The organism is Pseudarthrobacter sp. S3 (genome assembly GCF_050156905.1).
Classification (GTDB): domain Bacteria; phylum Actinomycetota; class Actinomycetes; order Actinomycetales; family Micrococcaceae; genus Arthrobacter.
Genome location: NZ_CP189583.1, coordinates 2,512,615 through 2,533,165, shown reverse-complemented (window position 1 = coordinate 2,533,165; position 20,551 = coordinate 2,512,615). Strand labels below are relative to the sequence as shown.

Genomic DNA, 20,551 nt, shown 5'->3' with positions numbered 1-20,551 from the left:
CATGACTGACGAATTCTCCGTGGAAAGTGTCTACGCCGAGCTGCTGGGGCGTGCACCGGAAAACAAGATGGAACCTCGTCTTGCGCCGCTGTTCCGGGCGATGGATGTACTGGGGGAGCCCAACAAGGCGTTCCCGATCATCCATGTGACCGGCACCAACGGCAAGACCTCCACGGCCCGGATGATTGAGGCCGGGCTGCGCGCGCACGGCCTGAGCACCGGACGCTATACCAGCCCGCATCTGTCCAAGGTCACCGAACGGATCAGCATCGACGGCCACCCCGTCTCTGACGAAACGTTCGTCCGGATCTGGGACGAGATCCGCCCGTACCTGCAGATCGTCGACGACGAACTCACCGCTGCGGGGGAGCCCCGGCTCACGTACTTCGAGTGCCTGACCATCCTGGGCTTCGCAATCTTCGCGGACCAGCCCGTCAACGTGGCCGTGATCGAGGTGGGCCTGGGCGGCATCACCGATGCCACCAACGTGGGCGATGGCCTCGTTTCCGTGGTCACCCCTATCTCACTGGACCACACCGATCTGCTGGGCGATACCACTGAGGAGATTGCCTACGAGAAGGCCGGCATCATCAAGCCCGGCGGTTACCTCATCAGCGCCTCGCAGCCTGTTGATGCTGCTCAGGTGCTGCTCGAAAAAGCCAAGGAAGTGGCAGTCCCGTTCCGGTTTGAAGGCGTGGAGTTCGGCGTCGAATCCCGGACAGTGGCCGTGGGCGGCCAGGTGGTGAGTATCCAGGGCATCGCCGGCCGTTACCCGGAACTGTTGCTGCCGCTGCACGGCGCGCACCAAGCCCAGAACGCCGCAGTGGCAGTGGCAGCCCTCGAGGCCTTTTTCGGCGGCGAGAAGGAACTTGACGCCGAGGTGCTCCAGGAAGCCTTCGCATCCGTCACGTCCCCGGGCCGCCTTGAGGTTGTCCGTACGGCGCCCACCATCATCGTGGACGCGGCCCACAACCCGGACGGCATCAGGGTCTCGGCCGAGGCCATCCAGGAGGCCTTCACTTTCACCCGGCTGGTGCCGGTGGTCGGAGTTCTGAAGGAGAAGGACGCCGAAGAGATCCTGCGCCAGCTCAAGGAATCCCTGGGCGACATTGCCCAGGAATACTGCTTCACCCAGTCCAACTCGCCGAGAGCAGTGCCCGCGGCCGAACTGGCCGAACTGGCCGCGGAAATGGGCTTCGGCGAAGACAACATCCACATTGCGGAGAAACTCGACGACGCCATCGAATGGGCCGTGGAACGAGCCGAAGCCAACGACGACCTCTCCGGCGGGGTCCTGGTCACGGGGTCCATCACCCTCGTGGCGGAAGCCCGGATCCTGCTCGGAAAGACGGAGGCCTAGGCATGGCCAAGCTGACCAAAGCCCAGCGAGAATGGCGCCCGGGAATGCCCAGGAAGCGCCGGTCCACCAAGGTGATGTTTGCCTCCACCGTCCTGCTCCTTGAGGCGTTTGTGGTGTTCTTCGCGACGCTGGCCGTCTTCGGACTCAAGCGCGGTGAGTTTCCGCCGGCGCTGATCCTGGGGATTGGCATCGCTTTGAGCGTCGTGATGGTCCTTGCCTGCGCTGTGCTGTCCAGGCCGTGGGGCGTGGCGCTGGGCTGGATCCTGCAGATTGTGCTGATCCTGACGGGCATTATTGAGCCCATGATGTTCCTTGTTGGCGCGCTGTTCGGCCTGGCCTGGTGGTATGGAATCCGCACCGGCATCAGGATTGATTCCGAAGCCGCAAAGCGCGAACGCGAACAGGCTGAGTGGAGCGCCTCGCAAGGGGACGCCCCGGAAGCCTCGTAGAATTGTCCCAAAACCCACCCATTACGCATTGGAGCAGCTATGACCATTGAGCGCACCCTGGTACTGATCAAGCCCGACGGCGTTGCCCGCAACCTCAGCGGCGCCATCCTGGGCCGCATTGAGGCCAAGGGCTACACCCTGGCTGAACTGAAGAAGGTCGACGCCAGCCGGGAACTATTGGAGCAGCACTACGAAGAGCACGTGGGCAAGCCGTTCTACGAGCCCCTCGTGGAATTTATGCTCAGCGGACCGGTTGTGGCCGCGATCTTCGAAGGCCACCGCGTCATTGAAGGCTTCCGGTCCCTGGCCGGCACCACCGATCCCACCACTGCCGCCCCCGGCACCATCCGTGGCGACTTCGGCCGCGACTGGGGCCTGAAGGTCCAGCAGAACCTGGTGCACGGCTCCGACTCCGTGGACTCGGCCGAGCGCGAAGTCAAGATCTGGTTCCAGGACTAAGTCCACCCGCCAGCTGCGCGAACGGACACTTGAGGCCCACAGCGCGAACGGACACTTGAGGCCCCGGGAAACCGGGGCCTCAAGTGTTCGTTCGCGCTTGTTCGTTCGCGCCGTTTGTGCGTCTTCCGGGGCCCGCGTTAGAAGCCCGACGGTCCGGCAAACACCTGGATGAACGCGAAGAAGATGCTGGCGATGACGGCCACGTACAGCAACGCCGTGATAATCCAGCCTGATTCGCCCAGCACACGTGCTGCTGCTGACGGGACGGGGATGATGCCGTGGACGACGTTACGGATGGTTACCCAGACGAAGAGCGGTATCATTACGGCCCAGACGATCATGCAGAACGGGCACAGGATGCGGATGTCGTAGAGGGCCTGGAACCAAAGCCACACCACAAACGCGAAGCCGAGCGTGACGCCGGTCTGGAGTCCTGCCCAGTACCAGCGGGCGAACGTGGCGCCGGACAGCAGGGCCATGCCCACAGTGATGATGACAGCGAACGCCACGATGCCCATAAACATGTTGGGGAACCCGAACGCCGAGCTCTGCCACGTCTGCATGACCTGGCCGCAGGAGATAAACGGATTCACGTCGCAGGCTGTTACGTGATTCGGGTCCTCCAGGAGGGCGATCTTTTCAAGGACCAGTGATCCTGAGGCCAGCCAGCCAATGGCGCCGGTGATGACCATCAGCCAGCCGAACGGCCGGTTACGTGCCATCGGCGGCACAGTCCCTGGCGAGTCGGGCAACGGCTCTGCCGCACTGGAGGCAGCCGGCGTGTCGGTGCCGTGGGAGGAAATGCTAGGCATGGTGTGTGGCGTCCTTTGCTTCGGGTGCTCCTTGCCCCGATTGTAACGCCGGCGGCTGGAAGGAGCATTCAACCGGGGCCATCACCTACGGATCCGTCGCCCTTGCTTCCGTCGCCCTTGCTTCCGCCGCCTTCAGCCCGGGTGTGAGAGAATGAAGATGGCTGGAGGCCGACCCACATGCGGACTCCGGTCCGGTGGCTTGTTTCAAGACCGCCAATGATGAGCAGGGCAGGCTTCGGATTCTCTGATCCGGCTTCCCGCAATTCCATTGGTCGGCACCTGGTTGTGGCGTGTAGAACAACGGGTTTCAGGACACAGCCGACGGCTCCCACGGGCTGCCGCACCCCTCTGCCGGTGCGAACCTGGGAGTATCCACTTGACTTCTGTCAACGCCCGCGGGTTTTGACAATATGTGCCCCAACGGGTGCCGGATGTGGCGGTGCGTCAGGGGCAGGAGTGTTGCCACATATGCAAAACGAACAAGCACCAGCCGTTAATGATGAAGCCGTTGCCGAAGTTACCGAAGCGCCCAAGAAGGTCGCCCGGACGCGCCGGAAGGCAGTGCCGAAGGCTGCGGAGGAAGGGCCCGTAACTGACGCCGTCGAGGCTGAGCCTGCGACGGACGCCGCGCCGGAGCCCAAGGTGCCGGTTCGCCGGACCCGCGCACGTAAGAAGGTGGACACCGCCGAACCGTTGCCGGCGTTCGCTGCTGAGGTTCTGGAGACAGCTGACGCCGTTGTTGCCGAGACGGGCGTAGAGCCTGCTGTGGTCGAACCCGCCGCCGAAGCCGCAGCCTCGGAGGTTGCAGCCCCAGAGGCTGCAACGGAGACCAAGCCCGTCCGCCGACGCCGCGTTGCCACGCGCAAAACGTCGGCCCCCGACGTCGCCCCCACGGCCGTAGACCTGACAGCTCCCGCGGAGCAGGCAGCCGCCGAAGCAGCAGTAATTCCGGCCCCGGACGCAGCGGGAGCCGCAGCTGCGGAAGCTGCCGCGCCCGCAGCAACCGCCGCCGCCGCGCCCGTCAAGGCGGCCGCCGTCGACGCTGCCGCCGCGCAGGCTGGAGAACCGGGTGCTGCCGAGTCTGCCGGCCCGTTCAGTTCACTGTTCCTTGAGCCGGCGTCAACCACGTCGGTGCTTTTCCAAGCCCCTGACCTCAGCAGCGCGGTCCGTCCGGCACCGGCTGCCGCCGTGGCTGAAGAGCCGGAAGAGGACGAGGCCGAAGACGGTGAAACGGACGACGCCAGCGGCCGCCGCAGGCGCCGCAGCCGTGGCCGGCGGGGACGCAGCCGTACCGGCGAAAGTGATGCTGACAGTGACAACGAAGGTGAAGACGGCGCAGCCGAAGAAGCTGATGAGGAATCCGCCGGGCAGGCCGACGAAGGCGTGACCTCCCGTCGCCGTCGCCGTCGCCGCCGTGGCGACCAGGATCTGGAACTGACCGGCGGAGAAGGCGACGACCCGCCCAACACGGTGACCCGCGTCCGTGCGCCGCGTGCAGCCACGGAAGCGCCGGTCAACAACCGCGTCACATCCGTCAAGGGTTCCACCCGCCTCGAAGCCAAGAAGCAGCGCCGCCGCGAATCCCGTGATACCGGCCGCCGCCGCACCGTCATCACCGAGGCCGAGTTCCTGGCCCGCCGCGAATCAGTGGACCGGCAGATGATTGTCCGCCAGCGCGACGACAGAATCCAGATCGGCGTCCTCGAAGACGGTGTGCTGGCCGAGCACTTTGTCTCCAAGACCCAGCAGGACTCCCTGATCGGCAACGTCTACCTCGGCAAGGTGCAGAATGTGCTGCCGTCCATGGAAGCGGCGTTTGTTGACATCGGACGCGGCCGCAACGCCGTCCTTTATGCCGGTGAAGTGAACTGGGAAGCCGTTAACCTCGAAGGCAAGCAGCGCCGGATCGAAAACGCGCTCAAGTCCGGCGACACCGTCCTGGTCCAGGTCACCAAGGATCCCGTGGGCCACAAGGGTGCACGCCTGACCAGCCAGATCTCGCTGCCCGGCCGCTACCTCGTCTACGTGCCCGGCGGCTCCATGACCGGCATCTCCCGCAAACTGCCCGACGTCGAGCGCAACCGGCTCAAGCGCATCCTCAAGGACCGCCTCCCCGAGCACGCCGGGGTAATTGTTCGCACCGCTGCCGAAGGCGCCTCGGAAGAGGAGCTCACGCACGACATCAACAGGCTGCGCGCGCAGTGGGAGGGCATCGAAAGCCAGTCCACGTCGACCAAGATCCTCGCGCCCGAGCTCCTCTACGGCGAACCGGACCTCACCATCAAGGTGGTCCGTGACGTCTTCAACGAGGACTTCTCCAAGCTTATTGTCTCGGGTGAAGAGGCCTGGGACACCATCGAGGCCTACGTCACGTACGTTGCCCCGGACCTCGTGGGCCGCCTGGAAAAGTGGACCAAGGACCAGGATATCTTCGCCGCGTGGCGGATCGACGAGCAGATCCACAAGGCCCTGGAACGTAAGGTCTTCCTGCCTTCGGGCGGCTCGCTGGTCATTGACCGCACCGAAGCCATGACCGTAGTGGACGTCAACACCGGCAAGTTCACCGGCAGCGGTGGCAACCTCGAAGAAACCGTCACCAAGAACAACCTCGAGGCAGCTGAAGAAGTGGTCCGGCAGCTCCGGCTACGGGACATCGGCGGCATCATCGTCATCGACTTCATAGACATGGTCCTGGAATCCAACCGGGACCTGGTTCTTCGCCGCATGGTGGAGTGCCTGGGCCGTGACCGGACCAAGCACCAGGTTGCAGAAGTGACGTCGCTGGGCCTCGTGCAGATGACGCGAAAGCGCATGGGTACCGGACTCCTGGAAGTCTTCGGGGAGCAGTGCGAATCCTGTGCAGGCCGCGGAATCGTCACCCACGACGACCCCGTAGAGCACCGCCGCGCCAATACCGTAGCCGCTGAGCACCATGTGCACCACGTGCAGCGGGTGGACAGCCGGCAGGAACCGCGCATCAACGATCAGCATGGTGACAGCATGCGCGCTGACACCATGCGCACCGACAGCCAGCGCCCGGACAGCCAGCGCTCGGACAGCCAGCCGGGTGGCCGCACTGACCGGAAGCGCCGCCGCGGACGTGGCGGCCAGCAACTGGAAACGGCACCGGCAGCGCCGGTGCAGATCCACACGGTCCACCCGGAACCCAGTGACGCCGAGCGCCACGCCAAGGCCGAGGCCACGCGGGCCGCGCTTGCGAACATTGCGGCCGCAGCCCACGCTGCGCACGTGCACGACGACGAAGTGGCTCGCGCATCAGCTGCGGCGGGACAAGCTCCGGCTGCACCAGTGCCGGCTTCGCGGCCCGAGATGGACTCCAATGGCCGTCCGGCCGCTGTGCTGACGTTCGGCGGCGAGCAGGTGGTGCTGCCGTTCGTGGCCCATCACGAGGACCAGCCGCACGCACCGGCCCTGACGCTTGACCGCCTCGCGGAGGCCTTCGCCCACCTTGGCGAGCCAGCCCCTGTCGTGGAAAACGAGCCGTCCGCAGTCCAGGCAGCTGCAAGCCAACCGGGCGAACCTGCCCGTCAGCACCAGCCGGCAGTGGCGGAGGAGGATTACTCCGACCACACCGAGGCGCCCCTCGCCCGCCGTCCCCGGCGGAACCGGAGCGCCAGCCGTGCCCAGGGCGCAGCCAACGCCACGTCTGTGGAGCATCACGAAGCCGGTCCGGCGGCTGCCGCTGGACACTCCCACGCCGCCAAGGCCCCGGAGTCCGTCAAGGTGGCTGAGAAGCCTGCGGCCATCAACGCGCCTATCATCCTCGGTGTTGGGGTTCCGGCCTCGGAGCTCTAACGAAGCAGCAGGGCAAGCCTCTACAACGGCGCCCGGACGTGTCTGTGAATCACAGGCTGCGTCCGGGCGTCCTGCGTTAAATCCCGAGGGACGCTAGGCTGGTGACTGACACGGGGTGCCGCGCAGAGAGCCGGCTGAGATCCACACCCGTTGAACCTGTCCGGCTAGCACCGGCGAAGGGATGTCTCCTTTGGCTTCAAGTTCTGTCCTTCCTCCTGCAACGCCCGCGGCGGTTCTGCCGGATATCTCAGCAAACCAGGGTGAGGTCCGGCCTGCGCCAGGCCGGTCTGGCAACGTCCAGGTGCTGCGTGACGTCCCGCGGGTGCTGTCCATTGCCGGATCGGACCCGTCAGGCGGCGCGGGCGTCCAGGCCGACCTCAAAAGCATTGCGGCTCTTGGCGGCTACGGCATGGCGGCCATCACTGCACTGACAGTCCAGAACACCCAGGGGGTGCAGGCGGTTCACGTGCCGCCGGCATCCTTCCTGGGCCAGCAGCTGGACGCCATCAGCGACGACATCACCATCGATGCGGTCAAGATCGGCATGCTCGGCGATGCTGCGGTGATTGGCGTGGTCCGGGACTGGCTGGAAAAGGCGCGTCCCGCCGTCGTCGTTCTCGATCCGGTGATGGTGGCCACGAGCGGTGACCGGCTGCTGCAGGAGTCTGCCGAGGCAGCTCTGCGGGAGCTGCTCCCGCTCGCTGACCTGATCACCCCCAACCTGGCCGAATTGGCCATCCTGGTGGGGGAGCCGCAGGCGCGGGACTGGCCTGATGCGCTCGGACAGGGGCAGCGGTTGTCCGCCGCGGCCGGTGCCACGGTCCTGGTCAAGGGCGGCCATCTCGACGGCGGTGCGTGCCCGGATGCCCTGGTCAACGCCGCCGGGCTGCTCGCCCAGGAGGTAGTGGAAGTGAGCGGTGACAGGATCCCAACCCGCAACAGCCACGGCACCGGCTGCTCGTTGTCGTCGGCTATGGCTACGGCCCAGGCCAGGCTGGGGAACTGGGAATCCGCGCTACGGCAAGTGAAGCCTTGGCTGGTCGGCGCACTGCAGGCCGCTGATCAGCTGGAGGTGGGCGGTGGCCACGGCCCCATCAACCACTTCCACCACATGAAACAGGTTCCGGCAGCCGGCGAATTCGCCCAGACGCTCCAGCGGGCGTCGGCGCCGGATCTTGCGGCCATCTACGGGCTGGATTTCATCCGCGACCTGGCGGGCGGCACGTTGGCTGAGGAAGAGTTCGGCTACTACCTTGCGCAGGACGCCATCTACCTGAACGGCTATTCGCGGGTCCTGGCCCGGGCCAGTGCGCTGGCGCCCACGGAAGCCGCGCAGACGTTCTGGGCAAAGTCTGCCCGGCAATGCCTTGAGGTCGAATCCGAGCTGCACCGCACGTGGCTGAGCACCAGGACGGTGGACTCCGCCCTTGGCCCAGTCACCAAGTCCTACGTGGACCACCTGCTGGCAGCCTCGGCCTCCGGCAGCTACGCGGTCCTCGTCGCTGCGGTGCTGCCGTGCTTCTGGTTGTACGCCGAGGTGGGACAGACCCTCCACGCGGAGTTCCTGGCCGCCGGTGCACCGAAGGAACACCCCTATGCCGACTGGCTGCGGGCCTACGCTGACGAGGACTTCGCGCAGGCCACCCGCGACGCCATCGCCTTGGCTGACGAGGCCGGCCGGAGCGCTTCCGCGGATGAACGTGCGGCGATGCTCGTGGCGTTCAGGCAGTCGTGCCGGTTCGAAGTGGAATTCTTCGACGCGCCGCGAATTCATTCCTGACAGTCAAGGGCCCGCGTGGCCTGTACGATAGTCAGGCACGGTTTCGGATTGTCAGTGCAGTACCTGCTTATGGGTCCTAGCACAGACAACCGACCGTAACCAGCCTCATTTGCGGCCGAAGGCAAAATTAGCGTATTCTAGATCTTCGGTGCTTACGCCAACACTTGGGTTACGACCCCACGGCGTTGAGGCACAGCGAGAACCCGGCCGATTATTGAATCGGGTTCAGCACGCAAATTTAGTAATAAACGTCGAGAGAAGTGAGTTCCCAAGTGGTGTACGCGATTGTCCGCGCAGGCGGCCGCCAAGAGAAGGTTTCCGTTGGAGACTTCGTTACCCTGAACCGCGTCCCCGGTGGAGCCGGCAGCACTTTTGAGTTGCCCGCACTGCTCCTGGTAGACGGTGACAAAGTCACCTCTGCTGCTGCGGACCTGGCCAAGGTAACGGTTACGGCTGAGATCCTCGAAGACCTCCGTGGTCCGAAGATCGTCATCCAGAAGTTCAAGAACAAGACCGGTTACAAGAAGCGCCAGGGTCACCGTCAGGAATTGACCAAGGTCAAGATCACGGGTATCAAGTAACTCTTCGTTACTGTTCAGGTTCTTCAGCAGATTCCCCAGAATTTAAAGGCAGGCATTTCAAATGGCACATAAAAAAGGCGCGAGTTCCACTCGCAACGGTCGTGACTCCAACGCCCAGTACCTCGGCGTCAAGCGCTTCGGTGGTCAGGTAGTTTCCGCAGGCGAGATCATTGTCCGCCAGCGTGGCACCCACTTCCACCCGGGCGCTGGCGTTGGCCGTGGCGGCGACGACACACTGTTCGCACTGGCACCGGGAGCCGTCCAGTTCGGCACACGCCGCGGTCGCCGCGTTGTCAACATCGTTGCTGCTGCAGCTGCAGAGTAACAAATAGTTCTGAAACGGTGGAGCGGGCCATTTGGTCCGCTCCACTATTCTTTTAACCGCATTACAATCATCTTGGCGCCCTTGGGCGTCCGGAAACAGCACTGAGGAGATCCACGTGGCGAGCTTTGTAGACCGGGTAGTACTGCACGTATCCGGCGGTACCGGCGGCCACGGCTGTGTCTCTGTTCACCGGGAGAAGTTCAAGCCCCTGGGCGGTCCCGACGGCGGCAACGGCGGCGATGGCGGTGACGTCATCCTGCGCGTTGATCACCAGACCACCACGCTGCTGGACTACCACCACGCCCCGCACCGCCACGCCACCAACGGTGGCCCCGGCATGGGTGATTGGCGCGGCGGCAAGAGCGGGGAAACCCTCATCTTGCCCGTACCGGACGGCACCGTGGTCAAGGCCAAGGACGGCACCGTCCTGGCGGACCTCGTCGGCGAAGGCGCCGAATACGTGGCGGCTGCCGGTGGTCTGGGCGGCCTTGGCAATGCCTCACTGTCCTCGCAGAAGCGCCGTGCCCCAGGCTTCGCCCTGCTGGGCATCGAGGGTGACACCCGTGACATAGTCCTGGAACTGAAGTCCATCGCGGACATCGCACTGGTGGGTTTCCCCTCTGCCGGCAAATCAAGCCTGATCGCGGCCATGTCTGCCGCGCGGCCCAAGATCGCTGATTACCCCTTTACCACCCTGATCCCGAACCTGGGTGTTGTCCAGTCCGGTGACGTCCGCTTCACCATTGCCGACGTCCCGGGCCTCATCGAGGGCGCCAGCGAAGGCAAGGGTCTTGGCCACCACTTCCTGCGCCACGTGGAGCGCTGCGCCGCCTTGGTACACGTACTGGACTGCGGCACGCTTGAATCGGACCGTGACCCGTTGGCGGATCTCGCCATCATCGAGGCCGAGCTGGAAAAGTACTCCGTAGACATGAGCTTCGCGGGTGCCGACGGCGAAGTGGTTCCGCTGAACCACCGCCCGCGCCTGGTCGCCTTGAACAAGGTAGACCTTCCGGACGGCAAGGACATGGCTGAATTTGTCCGCCCGGAACTCGAGTCACGCGGCTACCGGGTCTTCGAGATCTCGGCTACCAGCCACGAGGGTCTCCGCCAGCTGGGCTTCGCCATGGCGGAAATCGTCCAGGCCGCCCGTGCCGCTCTCGCGGCCGCCCCGCCCAAGGTCCAGCCGCCCATTCTGCGGCCCCGGGCTGTCAACGAATCCGGTTTCAAGATCCGCCGCGAGGAAAAGAACCTCGAGCCGCTCTTCCGCGTACTGGGCGACAAGCCCGTCCGCTGGGTCAAGCAGACCGACTTCACTAACGAGGAAGCCATCGGTTACCTCGCCGACCGGCTGGCTAAGCTCGGCGTCGAAAATGAACTGTTCAAGCAGGGCGCCACTCCGGGCGACACTGTGGTAATCGGCGAGGACGACGGCGTTGTCTTCGACTGGGAACCCACTATGATGGCCGGCGCGGAACTGCTGGCGGCGCCACGTGGCACCGACGTCCGCTTCGCCGACATTGGCGACAGGCCTACCCGCGGGCAGAAGCGGGACGAGCAGGTCGAACGCCGGGAGGCCAAGGCCGCCGCCCGCGCCGAACTCGAGGCAGAGCGCAAGGCCGGGATCTGGACCGAATCGGTCAGCGGCCGCCGCGCTGCCAAGCCGGTCACTGAAAGTGGACTGGGCGTTGAAGATGACGAGTGAGGCCACTGAAATGACCGAAAATTCCGCCGTAATCATCGAGGAACCCAAAGACGACCGCAGTGTGCTCGCCCGGGCCCGCCGGATTGTTGTCAAGGTAGGGTCGTCGTCGCTGACCAGCATCAAGGGCGGCATTTCGGAAGAGTCCCTCACCGCCCTCGCAGATGTTTTGGCCGCCAAACATAACGCCGGCGCGGAAATTATCCTGGTTTCCTCGGGAGCCATTTCCGCAGGGCTTGCCCCCCTCGGTCTGGTGAAGCGCCCGCGCGACCTCGCCACCCAGCAGGCCGCCGCCAGCGTGGGCCAGGGCCTGCTCATGGCGCGCTACACGCACGCATTCGGCGCCCACGGCGTCACCGTCAGCCAGGTGCTGCTGACTGCAGATGACCTCATGCGTCGCAGCCACCACGCGAACGCGTTCCGTGCACTGAACCGCCTCCTCAACCTCGGCGTGGTGCCGGTGGTCAACGAAAACGACACCGTTGCCACGCACAAGATCCGTTTCGGCGACAACGACAGGCTCTCAGCGCTAGTGGCCCATCTGGTCCGTGCTGACGCCCTGATCCTGCTGTCCGACGTCGACTCGATATACGATGGTCCGCCCGCCAAGGGCGCCAAGCGCATCTCCCAGGTGGACGGCCCCGAAGATCTTGAGGCAGTGACCATCGGGAAGCCGGGCAAGGCAGGCGTAGGCACCGGCGGAATGCAGACTAAGGTCGAGGCTGCCATCATGGCCGCCGATTCCGGCATCCCGGCGCTGGTCACCTCCACCGCGAACGCCGCAGCCGCCCTGGCCGGTGAAGACGTGGGGACCTGGTTCACCGTCAACAGCGGCCGGAAGTCCGTGCGGATGATGTGGCTCGCCCATCTGGCGCATGTCCAGGGCCGGCTCTTTCTTGACGACGGCGCCGTGCATGCTGTGCGGGACAATCGCTACTCGCTGCTCCCCGCCGGAATTTCATCGGTGGACGGCACCTTCGAAGCCGGCGACGCCGTCGAGATGGTGGCCGGCGACGGTACCGTCATCGCGCGCGGTTTGGTGAATTACTCTTCCGAAGAGTTGCCCCAGATGCTGGGCCGCTCCACAGTGGAACTGGGCGAGTCCCTGGGCCGCGGCTTCGACCGTGAGGTTGTCCATATCGACGACCTGGTGCTGGTCTGAGCGGTCCGCTCGCCTAGACTTGAAGGATGACTGAGGCACTGATTTCCCAAGCCCCTGGCACTTCCAACAATTCGAACGCGGTTCCTTCCGGGCCGGAACGGGGGAGTACCCCCACTCCGGCGGAGGTCGAGGCAGCCGTCCACATCATCGCTGACCGCTCACGGCAGGCTGCCCGCCAGATGTCCGGAGCCAACCGCGCCTTGAAGGACAGTGGCCTCCGGGCAATCGGTGCTGCACTGCTGGAGCGGAAGGACTTGATCCTGTCCGCGAACGCCAAGGATGTTGCGGCCGGCAAAGCCAACGGCACGTCGGCGGCCCTGCTGGACCGCCTCACCCTGACTGACACCCGGATCGACGGGCTCGTCGCTTCCCTGGAGAACCTGGCCAGCCTGCCGGATCCGGTAGGAAACGTCGTCCGCGGCCAGACCTTGCCCAATGGGCTGCGCCTGCGCCAGATCAACGTGCCCTTGGGAGTGGTGGCCGCCATTTACGAGGCCCGCCCTAACGTTACGGTAGATATTGCCGGACTTGGCCTCAAGAGCGGGAACGCCGTCATCCTCCGCGGCGGTACTGCGGCCGCTTTCACCAACGAAGCACTGGTCCAGATCCTCCGCGAAGCCCTGCACTCCGTCGGGCTGCCGGCGGACGCCATTCAGACTGTGGACCAGTTCGGCCGTGAAGGTGCGAATGCGCTGATGCGTGCCCGCGGCCGGGTTGATGTCCTGATTCCGCGCGGCGGCCGGGACCTGATCCAGTCCGTGGTGCTGAACGCCGCCGTGCCGGTCATCGAGACCGGTGAGGGCAATGTGCATATCTTCATCGATGAATCCGCCAGCGAGGACATGGCGGTGGAGATCCTCCTGAACTCCAAGACCCAGCGGCCCAGTGTCTGCAACACCGTGGAGACCCTGCTGGTCCATTCGAAGTCCACTGTGTTGCCCGCTGTGGCCGCCGCGCTGCGCGGTGCCGGCGTCACGCTCCATGCCGACGAGCGCATCCGGGCGGCCCTGCCGTCCTCTATTGAGTCCGAGCCGGCAACTGATGAGGACTGGGCAACCGAGTACATGGACCTGGACCTCGCCGTGGCCATGGTGGACAGCCTGGATGATGCCGTGAAGCACATCCGGACCTGGACCACGGGCCACACCGAAGCCATCCTTACTAACAACCTCGCTAACGCGGAACGGTTTATCGCCGAGATTGATTCGGCGGCGGTGATCGTCAACGCGTCCACGCGGTTTACTGACGGCGGTGAGCTGGGCCTGGGTGCCGAGGTTGGCATCTCCACGCAGAAGCTGCACGCGCGCGGCCCCATGGGACTGACTGAGCTGACCACCACTAAGTGGATCGTTCAGGGCGAGGGCCAGATCCGCGGGTAGCAACGCGGTAATATAGACAGAAGTCCGGAACGGCGGGACAATCCGCTGCCACATCCTTGAGCCTTAGGGGAGAAAATGCTACTCCAGCAGATTGCCATGACCGTTGCCGAAGGTGGGGAACACGCCCCCGCTCCGATCTGGGCTGAGCCGTGGGTCTTCGGCGTATCCATTTTCGCCATTCTGCTGGTGCTGATGTTCGTGACGTGGTCCTACTCCAACCTGGGCAACCGGCATGCGGTAACGGACGAGCACGCTGATCCGCACCGCCAGCACCCCAACAAGCACGACCACGGCCAAGGCCACTGACATTTCGCGTGTTCTGCACCGTGACGGTGCGCAGGGGCGGCTGCGGCTGGGCGTGATGGGCGGGACGTTTGATCCTATCCACCACGGCCACCTTGTTGCAGCCAGCGAGGTGGCCGCCAAGTTCGGCCTGGATGAAGTGGTCTTTGTCCCCACGGGGCAGCCGTGGCAGAAGTCGCACAAGCAGGTCAGCGAGCCTGAGCACCGCTACCTTATGACGGTGATCGCCACGGCATCAAACCCCCGGTTCACCGTCAGCAGGGTGGATGTTGATCGGCCCGGTCCCACCTATACCATTGATACCTTGAGGGATCTCCGGACCCAGCGTCCGGATGCGGATCTGTTCTTCATTACCGGCGCGGATGCGCTGGCGCAGATCCTGTCCTGGAAAGACATTGACGAGCTTTGGTCCCTGGCGCATTTTGTCGGCGTGACACGGCCAGGACATGTGCTTGATGGCATGGGCCGCAAAGACGTGAGCCTTCTCGAGGTGCCCGCCATGGCCATCTCGTCCACGGACTGCCGTGTCCGCGTAGCCGGGAACAACCCCGTTTGGTACCTCGTGCCGGACGGAGTGGTCCAATACATCGCCAAATATGGTCTGTACGCCGAGGGATCAGATCCCGTGGACGTCCGAACTACCGAAACAGATGAGCCAGCCAGTACTGAATGAGTCCTCAATGAGTCAGGAAAAGCCCCCCGTCCGCAGCCGCCGCGAACTGCGACAGGCCAGAGATGAGAACACGGCTCCCGGGTCCAACGGCCCGGGCCAGATTTCGCCTGCCTCAAAACAACGGCGCGCGGCTGATACCCCGGTGGACTCCGTCCCCGAGCAGACCCCGGCGCAGCGGTCCTCGCAGATCAGGGCCCGCGACCGCGCGGCCCTTCGTGCCATCAAGGAACTTGAAGAGAAAGAGGGCCAGCTTTCCGCTGGGGGCCCTCCGACCCGCAGGCAGCTGCGGCTCCAGCAACTGAAGGAACAGGCCGTCACTTCGGCCAATCCCATCATTCCCGCTCCCATGGGGCAGCCCCTGCCAAGCCAACCTGCGCCGAGCCAACCTAAGCCAGGGCAGGCCAAACCGGGCCAGGCCAAACCGGGTCAAGCCAAGCCAGGTCAAGCCAAGCCAGGCCCGTCGAAGCCGGGTCACGGCACCGCTGTATCCGCAGAAAATGCCGGGCCCTCCGCGCCGAACAAGGATTCAGGTATTCCGGCTGGCATGAGCGTGGAACAGGCTCTCGCGGCCCGCGCCCTCATCGCCGAGCAGGCCAGGAACCAACTGGCCAAGATGGAACACATCGCCTCGCTGGACCCCGAAGCCGTGGATCCGGACATCCTTGCGGAACAGATCGCCTTGGCCGAGCGTGCGGCGGTGCTCAACCGCCGGGCAATGGCCAAGCAGAAGCTGGCCGAACAGGCTGCCCCTGCGCAGCCGGTACCAGCGCCCACCCAGGCTGCCACCACGCAGGCCACCCAATCCGTTCCCCAGACTGGCCCGGCCACCGCCGACAACCTCGCCATGGTGACGCCGCTGGAATTTGTGCGGGTACCCGGCATCGACCGTCCTGTGATGAAACCCCCGGCGACCTCCTACGTGCCACTGATGACCCAGCCCGGACCGAGGGTCCGGGCCGGCGGGAAGGGCCGCCGGCCGTCCACTGCTTCAACGGCGCCGGCCGCGGGTTCTGCGCAGGCAGCCGCTTCGGGCCGTTCCAGGGTGATCGCCCGGGCGGAAGCTGCTGCCAGAGCGGCCACGGCGCCGAAACGTATCGTCCCCGTCCAGCCCGTCATGGCTGATACGCCGGTGGGGGAGCCGGACGACCTGTTCGCTGACCTGCCGCGCATCCCGGCGCGGTCAGCACACGGGCTGGAGCCGCTGGATGCGGCAACGGCAGGCCTGGCCCGCGCGAAACGGCTCCGGCTCATGCAGGTCCTCGTTCTGGCTTTTGGGATCGTGGCCCTTATTTCCGGCGTCATCCTCATTGTCAGCGGCATCTCCGGCTGACAAGGTAACGCCCCTTTTACGAAGCTTTAGAAAACTACAAGGAGTCCCATGACTGCAACAGATTCATCCATCGCCATTGCCCGCCAAGCCGCCAAGGCCGCCGCGGACAAGATCGCCCACGACATCGTGGCCCTCGATGTCAGCGAACGCCTGGCGCTGGCAGACGTTTTCCTCATCGCATCCGCGCCGAGCGAGCGCCAGGTCAACGCCATCGTTGACGGCATCGAAGAAGAACTTTCCAAGCAGGACCTCCGTCCGGTACGCCGCGAAGGCCGCTCCGGCGGGCGCTGGGTGCTGCTGGATTACTCGGACATCGTCATCCACGTCCAGCATGAAGAGGACCGCGTTTTCTACGCCCTGGAGCGTCTGTGGAAGGACTGCCCTGTAGTTGACCTGCAGCTGGGCGAAGACACCTCAGCCAAGACGACGGCGGCTTCCGACTCCGAATAGCAGGCCTCGCGGGCCCGAATATGCCCGATTTGGAATTTTCGGAAAAGCTGGTCTAAGATATTTGAGTTGCTCCGGGGAGACCGCGGAGTAACGAAGGTCCGGGGCTGTGGCGCAGCTGGTAGCGCACCTGCATGGCATGCAGGGGGTCAGGGGTTCGAGTCCCCTCAGCTCCACCGGATAATCCGCCGGAATCGAAAGATTCCGGCGGATTTTTTTATGGCAGGAAAACTCACCTACCGATTGGCGCACCGCGCAGAATTCTATTAAGCTGATCAGGTTGCTTCGGGCGGTCTGCACCGCTTGTAGAGCAGAAGTTTGGGGCTGTGGCGCAGCTGGTAGCGCACCTGCATGGCATGCAGGGGGTCAGGGGTTCGAGTCCCCTCAGCTCCACCAAACAGGACCATGGTCCGTAAAAAAGGAGCCACCCGGCCGGGTGGCTCCTTTTTGTTTCCTGAGCGAGCCCGGAGCGGTAGGCACCCGGGTAGTGAAAGCTCAGATCCACTCACTCCGACGCAGCGGCGGCCCGTCTCCGCCCGCACGCTGGACCAGTACCTGGTTGACGCCCGTGATCCCGGTTTCAAAGCCAAGGGCACTTGAGGCCATATAGAGCCGCCACACGCGTGCCTGGCCCAGGCTGGTGAGCCGGACGGCTTCGTCCCAGTTCGCTTCGAGCCTGCGCACCCACGCCCGCAGGGTCAGCGCATAGTGCTGGCGCAGGGCCTCCACGTCCAGCACCTCAAACCCGCCGGTCTCCAGCGAGCTGACCATCTCGGCCAGGCTGATCATCTCGCCGTCCGGAAAGACATAGCGCGGAATGAAAGAATCCGGATCAGGCTTGGTACGCCCGGCGTTCCACGAGATGGCGTGGTTGAGCAGCCGGCCGCCGGGACGGAGCAGGCCGTGCAGCACGTCGACGTAGTGGGGTGTCTGTTCCCGGCCCACGTGTTCGGACATCCCGATGGAGCTGATGGCGTCGAACGGCCCGTCGGAGATATCCCGGTAATCCTGCACCCGGATATCGATGTTTTCCGTCAGACCGGCGTGGGCCGCACGTTTGCGTGCGAGCACGGCCTGCTCCGTGGAGAGCGTCACCCCCACCACCGTGACGCCGTAGTGCTGCGCCGCGTGCAACGCGAAGCTGCCCCAGCCGCAGCCCACATCCAGCACCCTCATCCCGGGCCGCAGCCCCAGCTTCCGGCAGACCAGGTCCAGCTTGGCCTGTTGTGCCTCATCCAGTCCGGCCGGAAGGCCGCGGCCGGCGGGGACGCCGCCGTCGGGTCCGTCCGCCCACACGGCGCAGGAGTAGACCATCGACGGTCCCAGTACGAGGGCGTAAAAGTCGTTGCCGACGTCGTAATGGTGCGAGATGGCCGCGGCGTCGCGCTGCCGGGTGTGGAGCCGGCCCTTCCGCGTGACCTTTGCTTCCTCCGGCGGCGGAGCAGGGTTGGCGCCCACCGCGCCAAGCCGGACAGCCGTCCCGAACAGCGTGGCGAGTTCACGCGGAGTCAGGGGCCGGAAGGGGCCGGGCTCGGAAAACTTTCCCACCGAGCTGAGCGCAGTGAAGGCCGCAAAGATGTCGCCGGGGGCGTCGATCTCCCCGGCGACGTAGGCGCGGCTGAGCCCGAGTTGCCCGGGTGACCACAGGATCCGGCGCAGGGCCCGGCGTGACCTGAACTCGAGGACCGGGGCGTCGGGCGGCCCCGCCTCGGAACCGTCCCACGCCCGGAGGCGCAGGGGAATCTCCGCCGTGCCCAGCACGATGCCCAGTGCGTTGGCCAGCAGCGACGCTGCCCCTTTTTCCGTTGTCATGGTCCTCGCCTTTCGTCTGCCTAGGGCCAACAGTACGACGGCGGCGCGCGCCTGTCAGCGCAGCGGCGCGATTATCATGGGGGAGTGAATGAGACGTTGCCGCCATGCCCCGAATGTTCCAGTGCCTACGCCTACGAAATGGGTGCGCTCCTGGTCTGCCCGGAATGCGGCCACGAGTGGACCGCCGAGGCAGCGGAGGCCACGCCAGAGGCCGGGCCGCGGGTCATCAAGGACGCAGTGGGGAACATCCTCGCCGACGGCGACACCGTCACGGTGGTCAAGGACCTGAAAATCAAGGGCAGCTCCGGTGTCATCAAGGTAGGCACCAAGGTCCGGGGCATCAGGCTGATGGACGGTGTGGGCGATCACGACATCGACTGCAAAGTGGACGGTGTGGGACCGATGCAGCTCAAATCCTCTGTGGTGAAGAAGGTCTAGCAGGAAAGCGGCCACGAGCATGGACAACGGAACCACAGACGTTGTGGTCATCGGCACAGTGGTCATCGGCACTGTGGGTGGCGGCACAACGGGGTGCGTTGGACCGGCGGCCCATGTTCACCGCCGTAGAGCCCGACGGCGTCCGGCTCCCCGATGGGAGCTTGCTCCGTGCCGAGCTCGAACACCTGGTGCGGCTGCACCTCAGGGGACCCGGCGGCGGCATCGCCATGGAAAAGACCCGGGTGGCAATTGAGCGGCGCGTCCGTCTGGTGGGTCATGGGCCGGCGTCGTCCACCATCGGAGCAAACAGGGCGGGCCGGGCGGCCGCCACGGCGATCCTCAAACTGCCCGCGTTTGCACCAACCGCATCAACCACCACTACTTGACCAGATCGCAGGAACCCGTGGCACAGAACGCTCTTGAGGACATTTTCGGCACGCTCCGGCGCCACCCGGACGTCGAAGCCCCGAACCTCCAGGCCTGGGACGCCACAGACCGGCTCCTGGTGGAAGCCGCCGAAGCGCGCACGGAACCGGACGCACGGCTGGCAGTGATCGGGGACCGCTACGGTGCCCTCACCCTTGGTGCACTGGGCGCCCTGGGGGTCCGGCGGGTCCGCGTTCACGAGGATCTCATCACCGGGGAGCGCGCCCTGCGGAACAACGCCGCCGGGTTGGGCTTCGAAGCCGCAGCCCCCGGGGCCATTGACGCCACGGGGTTCGAACAATTGCCGCTGGGGGAGGAGCTGCTCGCCGGCGCGGAGCTGGTGCTGCTTCAACTGCCGCGGACGCTGGCAGAGCTTGAAGAAATCGCAGCCGCCGTGGCGCGCTATGCCGCCCGCGGCGTGGTGCTGCTCGCCGGCGGGCGGATCAAGCACATGTCCCTGGGAATGAACGCAGTCCTGGAACGCCACTTCGAGACCGTCCAGCCGCAGCTGGCGCGGCAGAAGTCGCGCTTGATCCTGGCCAGCGGCGCCCGGCCAGCTGAGACGCACCAGTGGCGTCCCGCCGTCGAACGTCTTGCTGAACTGGACCTGGACGTTGCTGCGCACGGTGCCGTCTTTGCCGGAGCGAAACTGGACATCGGGACCAGGTTTCTCCTGACGTTCCTGCCGGAGATGCCTCCGGCCGGGCACGCCATCGACCTGGGTTGCGGCACCGGTATCCTCGCCGCCATGTACGCCCGCCAGAACCCGGCGTCCAGGGTCACGGCAACGGACCGGTCCGCAGCCGCAGTCGCCTCCGCCAGGGCCACGGCGCAGGCCAACAGCCTGGAGGACCGGATTACCGCCCTCCAGGATGACGCGATGAGCACGTTCCCCGCCGGAAGCGCCGAGCTGGTCCTGTTGAATCCGCCCTTTCACCTGGGCGCCAGTGTGCATGCCGGTGCGGGCATCAAACTGTTTGAGGCAGCCGCCAGGGTCCTGGCCCCGGGCGGGGAGCTGTGGACGGTCTTCAACCGGCACCTGCAGTACCTCCCGGCGCTGGAGCGGCTGGTTGGTCCCACCACTGTGAAGGGCGGCAATCCAAAGTTCACGGTGGCGGTCAGCACCCGACGGCCGTAGGTGCCGGCATGCCAACGTGGCGCCCCGGCCGCGACGCGGCCCGACCTCCGGCTCTGGGCGTTGAACAGGAGGTAACGTACCATTCAGACATCATGAACACGCGGCCGAAGACCTAGGGGAGACCGTGCCAGAAATCCGCCAGTCCTCGGCGCCACGGCG

At 65.3% G+C, this 20,551-nt stretch carries 19 protein-coding genes, 2 tRNA genes and 1 riboswitch; of the genes, 19 read left to right on the top strand and 2 right to left on the bottom strand.

Annotated elements, in window-relative coordinates:
• The first annotated feature begins 1 nt into the window (after position 1).
• Genes ACQCSV_RS12140 through ndk form a run of 3 tightly spaced genes read left to right on the top strand, consistent with a single transcriptional unit; the run spans position 2 to position 2,268 of the window.
• A complete protein-coding gene (locus tag ACQCSV_RS12140; protein ID WP_354154929.1) occupies positions 2-1,360 on the top strand; it encodes a folylpolyglutamate synthase/dihydrofolate synthase family protein in 1,359 nt (452 codons plus the stop codon).
• Between the two features lie 2 nt (positions 1,361-1,362).
• Entirely contained in the window at positions 1,363-1,809 is a 447-nt protein-coding gene (locus tag ACQCSV_RS12135) for a DUF4233 domain-containing protein (protein ID WP_354154928.1), read from the top strand.
• Between the two features lie 39 nt (positions 1,810-1,848).
• Positions 1,849-2,268 (top strand): nucleoside-diphosphate kinase, encoded by a 420-nt coding sequence (gene ndk, locus ACQCSV_RS12130; RefSeq protein ID WP_426938508.1) that lies wholly within the window; start codon positions 1,849-1,851, stop codon positions 2,266-2,268.
• Positions 2,269-2,405: 137 nt separating this feature from the next.
• On the opposite strand, the gene ACQCSV_RS12125 is transcribed toward ndk, so the two are convergent.
• The gene (locus tag ACQCSV_RS12125; protein ID WP_426938507.1) at positions 2,406-3,080 is read right to left on the bottom strand and encodes a vitamin K epoxide reductase family protein; all 675 of its coding nucleotides are present in this window, start codon (positions 3,078-3,080) and stop codon (positions 2,406-2,408) included.
• Between the two features lie 468 nt (positions 3,081-3,548).
• Here ACQCSV_RS12125 and ACQCSV_RS12120 point away from each other — a divergent pair, with 468 nt between their 5' ends.
• The 13 genes from ACQCSV_RS12120 to ACQCSV_RS12060 all read left to right on the top strand — a co-directional run bounded on the left by ACQCSV_RS12120 (position 3,549) and on the right by ACQCSV_RS12060 (position 16,974).
• Complete coding sequence (locus tag ACQCSV_RS12120; RefSeq protein WP_426938506.1) at positions 3,549-6,896, top strand: Rne/Rng family ribonuclease; 3,348 nt, start codon at positions 3,549-3,551, stop codon at positions 6,894-6,896.
• A 101-nt stretch (positions 6,897-6,997) separates the two neighbouring features.
• A riboswitch (TPP riboswitch) is annotated at positions 6,998-7,095 on the top strand.
• On the top strand, positions 7,078-8,676 hold the full coding sequence (gene thiD / locus ACQCSV_RS12115; protein ID WP_426938505.1) for a bifunctional hydroxymethylpyrimidine kinase/phosphomethylpyrimidine kinase: 1,599 nt from the start codon (positions 7,078-7,080) through the stop codon (positions 8,674-8,676). It overlaps the preceding riboswitch by 18 nt.
• A gap of 272 nt (positions 8,677-8,948) precedes the next feature.
• Positions 8,949-9,257: a 50S ribosomal protein L21 gene (gene rplU / locus ACQCSV_RS12110; protein WP_018773353.1), complete on the top strand. Its 309-nt coding sequence runs from the start codon at positions 8,949-8,951 to the stop codon at positions 9,255-9,257.
• Between the two features lie 61 nt (positions 9,258-9,318).
• On the top strand, positions 9,319-9,582 hold the full coding sequence (gene rpmA, locus ACQCSV_RS12105) for a 50S ribosomal protein L27 (RefSeq protein WP_056340543.1): 264 nt from the start codon (positions 9,319-9,321) through the stop codon (positions 9,580-9,582).
• A 115-nt stretch (positions 9,583-9,697) separates the two neighbouring features.
• Positions 9,698-11,287 (top strand): GTPase ObgE, encoded by a 1,590-nt coding sequence (gene obgE / locus ACQCSV_RS12100; protein ID WP_426938504.1) that lies wholly within the window; start codon positions 9,698-9,700, stop codon positions 11,285-11,287.
• A 10-nt stretch (positions 11,288-11,297) separates the two neighbouring features.
• Entirely contained in the window at positions 11,298-12,446 is a 1,149-nt protein-coding gene (gene proB / locus ACQCSV_RS12095; RefSeq protein WP_354154923.1) for a glutamate 5-kinase, read from the top strand.
• A 26-nt stretch (positions 12,447-12,472) separates the two neighbouring features.
• A complete protein-coding gene (locus tag ACQCSV_RS12090; RefSeq protein ID WP_354154922.1) occupies positions 12,473-13,825 on the top strand; it encodes a glutamate-5-semialdehyde dehydrogenase in 1,353 nt (450 codons plus the stop codon).
• Positions 13,826-13,900: 75 nt separating this feature from the next.
• Complete coding sequence (locus ACQCSV_RS12085; protein WP_354154921.1) at positions 13,901-14,131, top strand: hypothetical protein; 231 nt, start codon at positions 13,901-13,903, stop codon at positions 14,129-14,131.
• 40 nt (positions 14,132-14,171) lie between these two features.
• Entirely contained in the window at positions 14,172-14,801 is a 630-nt protein-coding gene (nadD, locus tag ACQCSV_RS12080; protein WP_354154941.1) for a nicotinate-nucleotide adenylyltransferase, read from the top strand.
• Positions 14,802-14,808: 7 nt separating this feature from the next.
• Positions 14,809-16,131, top strand: a complete 1,323-nt coding sequence (locus ACQCSV_RS12075) for a hypothetical protein (protein WP_426938503.1) — start codon at positions 14,809-14,811, stop codon at positions 16,129-16,131.
• Between the two features lie 48 nt (positions 16,132-16,179).
• Complete coding sequence (rsfS, locus tag ACQCSV_RS12070) at positions 16,180-16,581, top strand: ribosome silencing factor (protein ID WP_185260756.1); 402 nt, start codon at positions 16,180-16,182, stop codon at positions 16,579-16,581.
• Between the two features lie 100 nt (positions 16,582-16,681).
• Positions 16,682-16,754, top strand: a tRNA-Ala gene (locus ACQCSV_RS12065).
• 144 nt (positions 16,755-16,898) lie between these two features.
• Positions 16,899-16,974: transfer RNA gene (locus ACQCSV_RS12060), tRNA-Ala, on the top strand.
• Between the two features lie 99 nt (positions 16,975-17,073).
• On the opposite strand, the gene ACQCSV_RS12055 is transcribed toward ACQCSV_RS12060, so the two are convergent.
• Positions 17,074-18,390 carry a cyclopropane-fatty-acyl-phospholipid synthase family protein gene (locus ACQCSV_RS12055; protein WP_354154919.1) on the bottom strand — a complete coding sequence of 439 codons (1,317 nt, stop codon included), beginning with the start codon at positions 18,388-18,390 and terminating at the stop codon, positions 17,074-17,076.
• Positions 18,391-18,474: 84 nt separating this feature from the next.
• Here ACQCSV_RS12055 and ACQCSV_RS12050 point away from each other — a divergent pair, with 84 nt between their 5' ends.
• The 3 genes from ACQCSV_RS12050 to ACQCSV_RS12040 all read left to right on the top strand — a co-directional run bounded on the left by ACQCSV_RS12050 (position 18,475) and on the right by ACQCSV_RS12040 (position 20,392).
• A complete protein-coding gene (locus ACQCSV_RS12050) occupies positions 18,475-18,828 on the top strand; it encodes a zinc ribbon domain-containing protein YjdM (protein WP_354154918.1) in 354 nt (117 codons plus the stop codon).
• Between the two features lie 77 nt (positions 18,829-18,905).
• Positions 18,906-19,214, top strand: coding sequence for a hypothetical protein (locus tag ACQCSV_RS12045; RefSeq protein ID WP_426938502.1), 309 nt, complete (start codon positions 18,906-18,908; stop codon positions 19,212-19,214).
• A 17-nt stretch (positions 19,215-19,231) separates the two neighbouring features.
• Positions 19,232-20,392 carry a class I SAM-dependent methyltransferase gene (locus tag ACQCSV_RS12040; RefSeq protein WP_426938501.1) on the top strand — a complete coding sequence of 387 codons (1,161 nt, stop codon included), beginning with the start codon at positions 19,232-19,234 and terminating at the stop codon, positions 20,390-20,392.
• Positions 20,393-20,551: the final 159 nt, after the last annotated feature.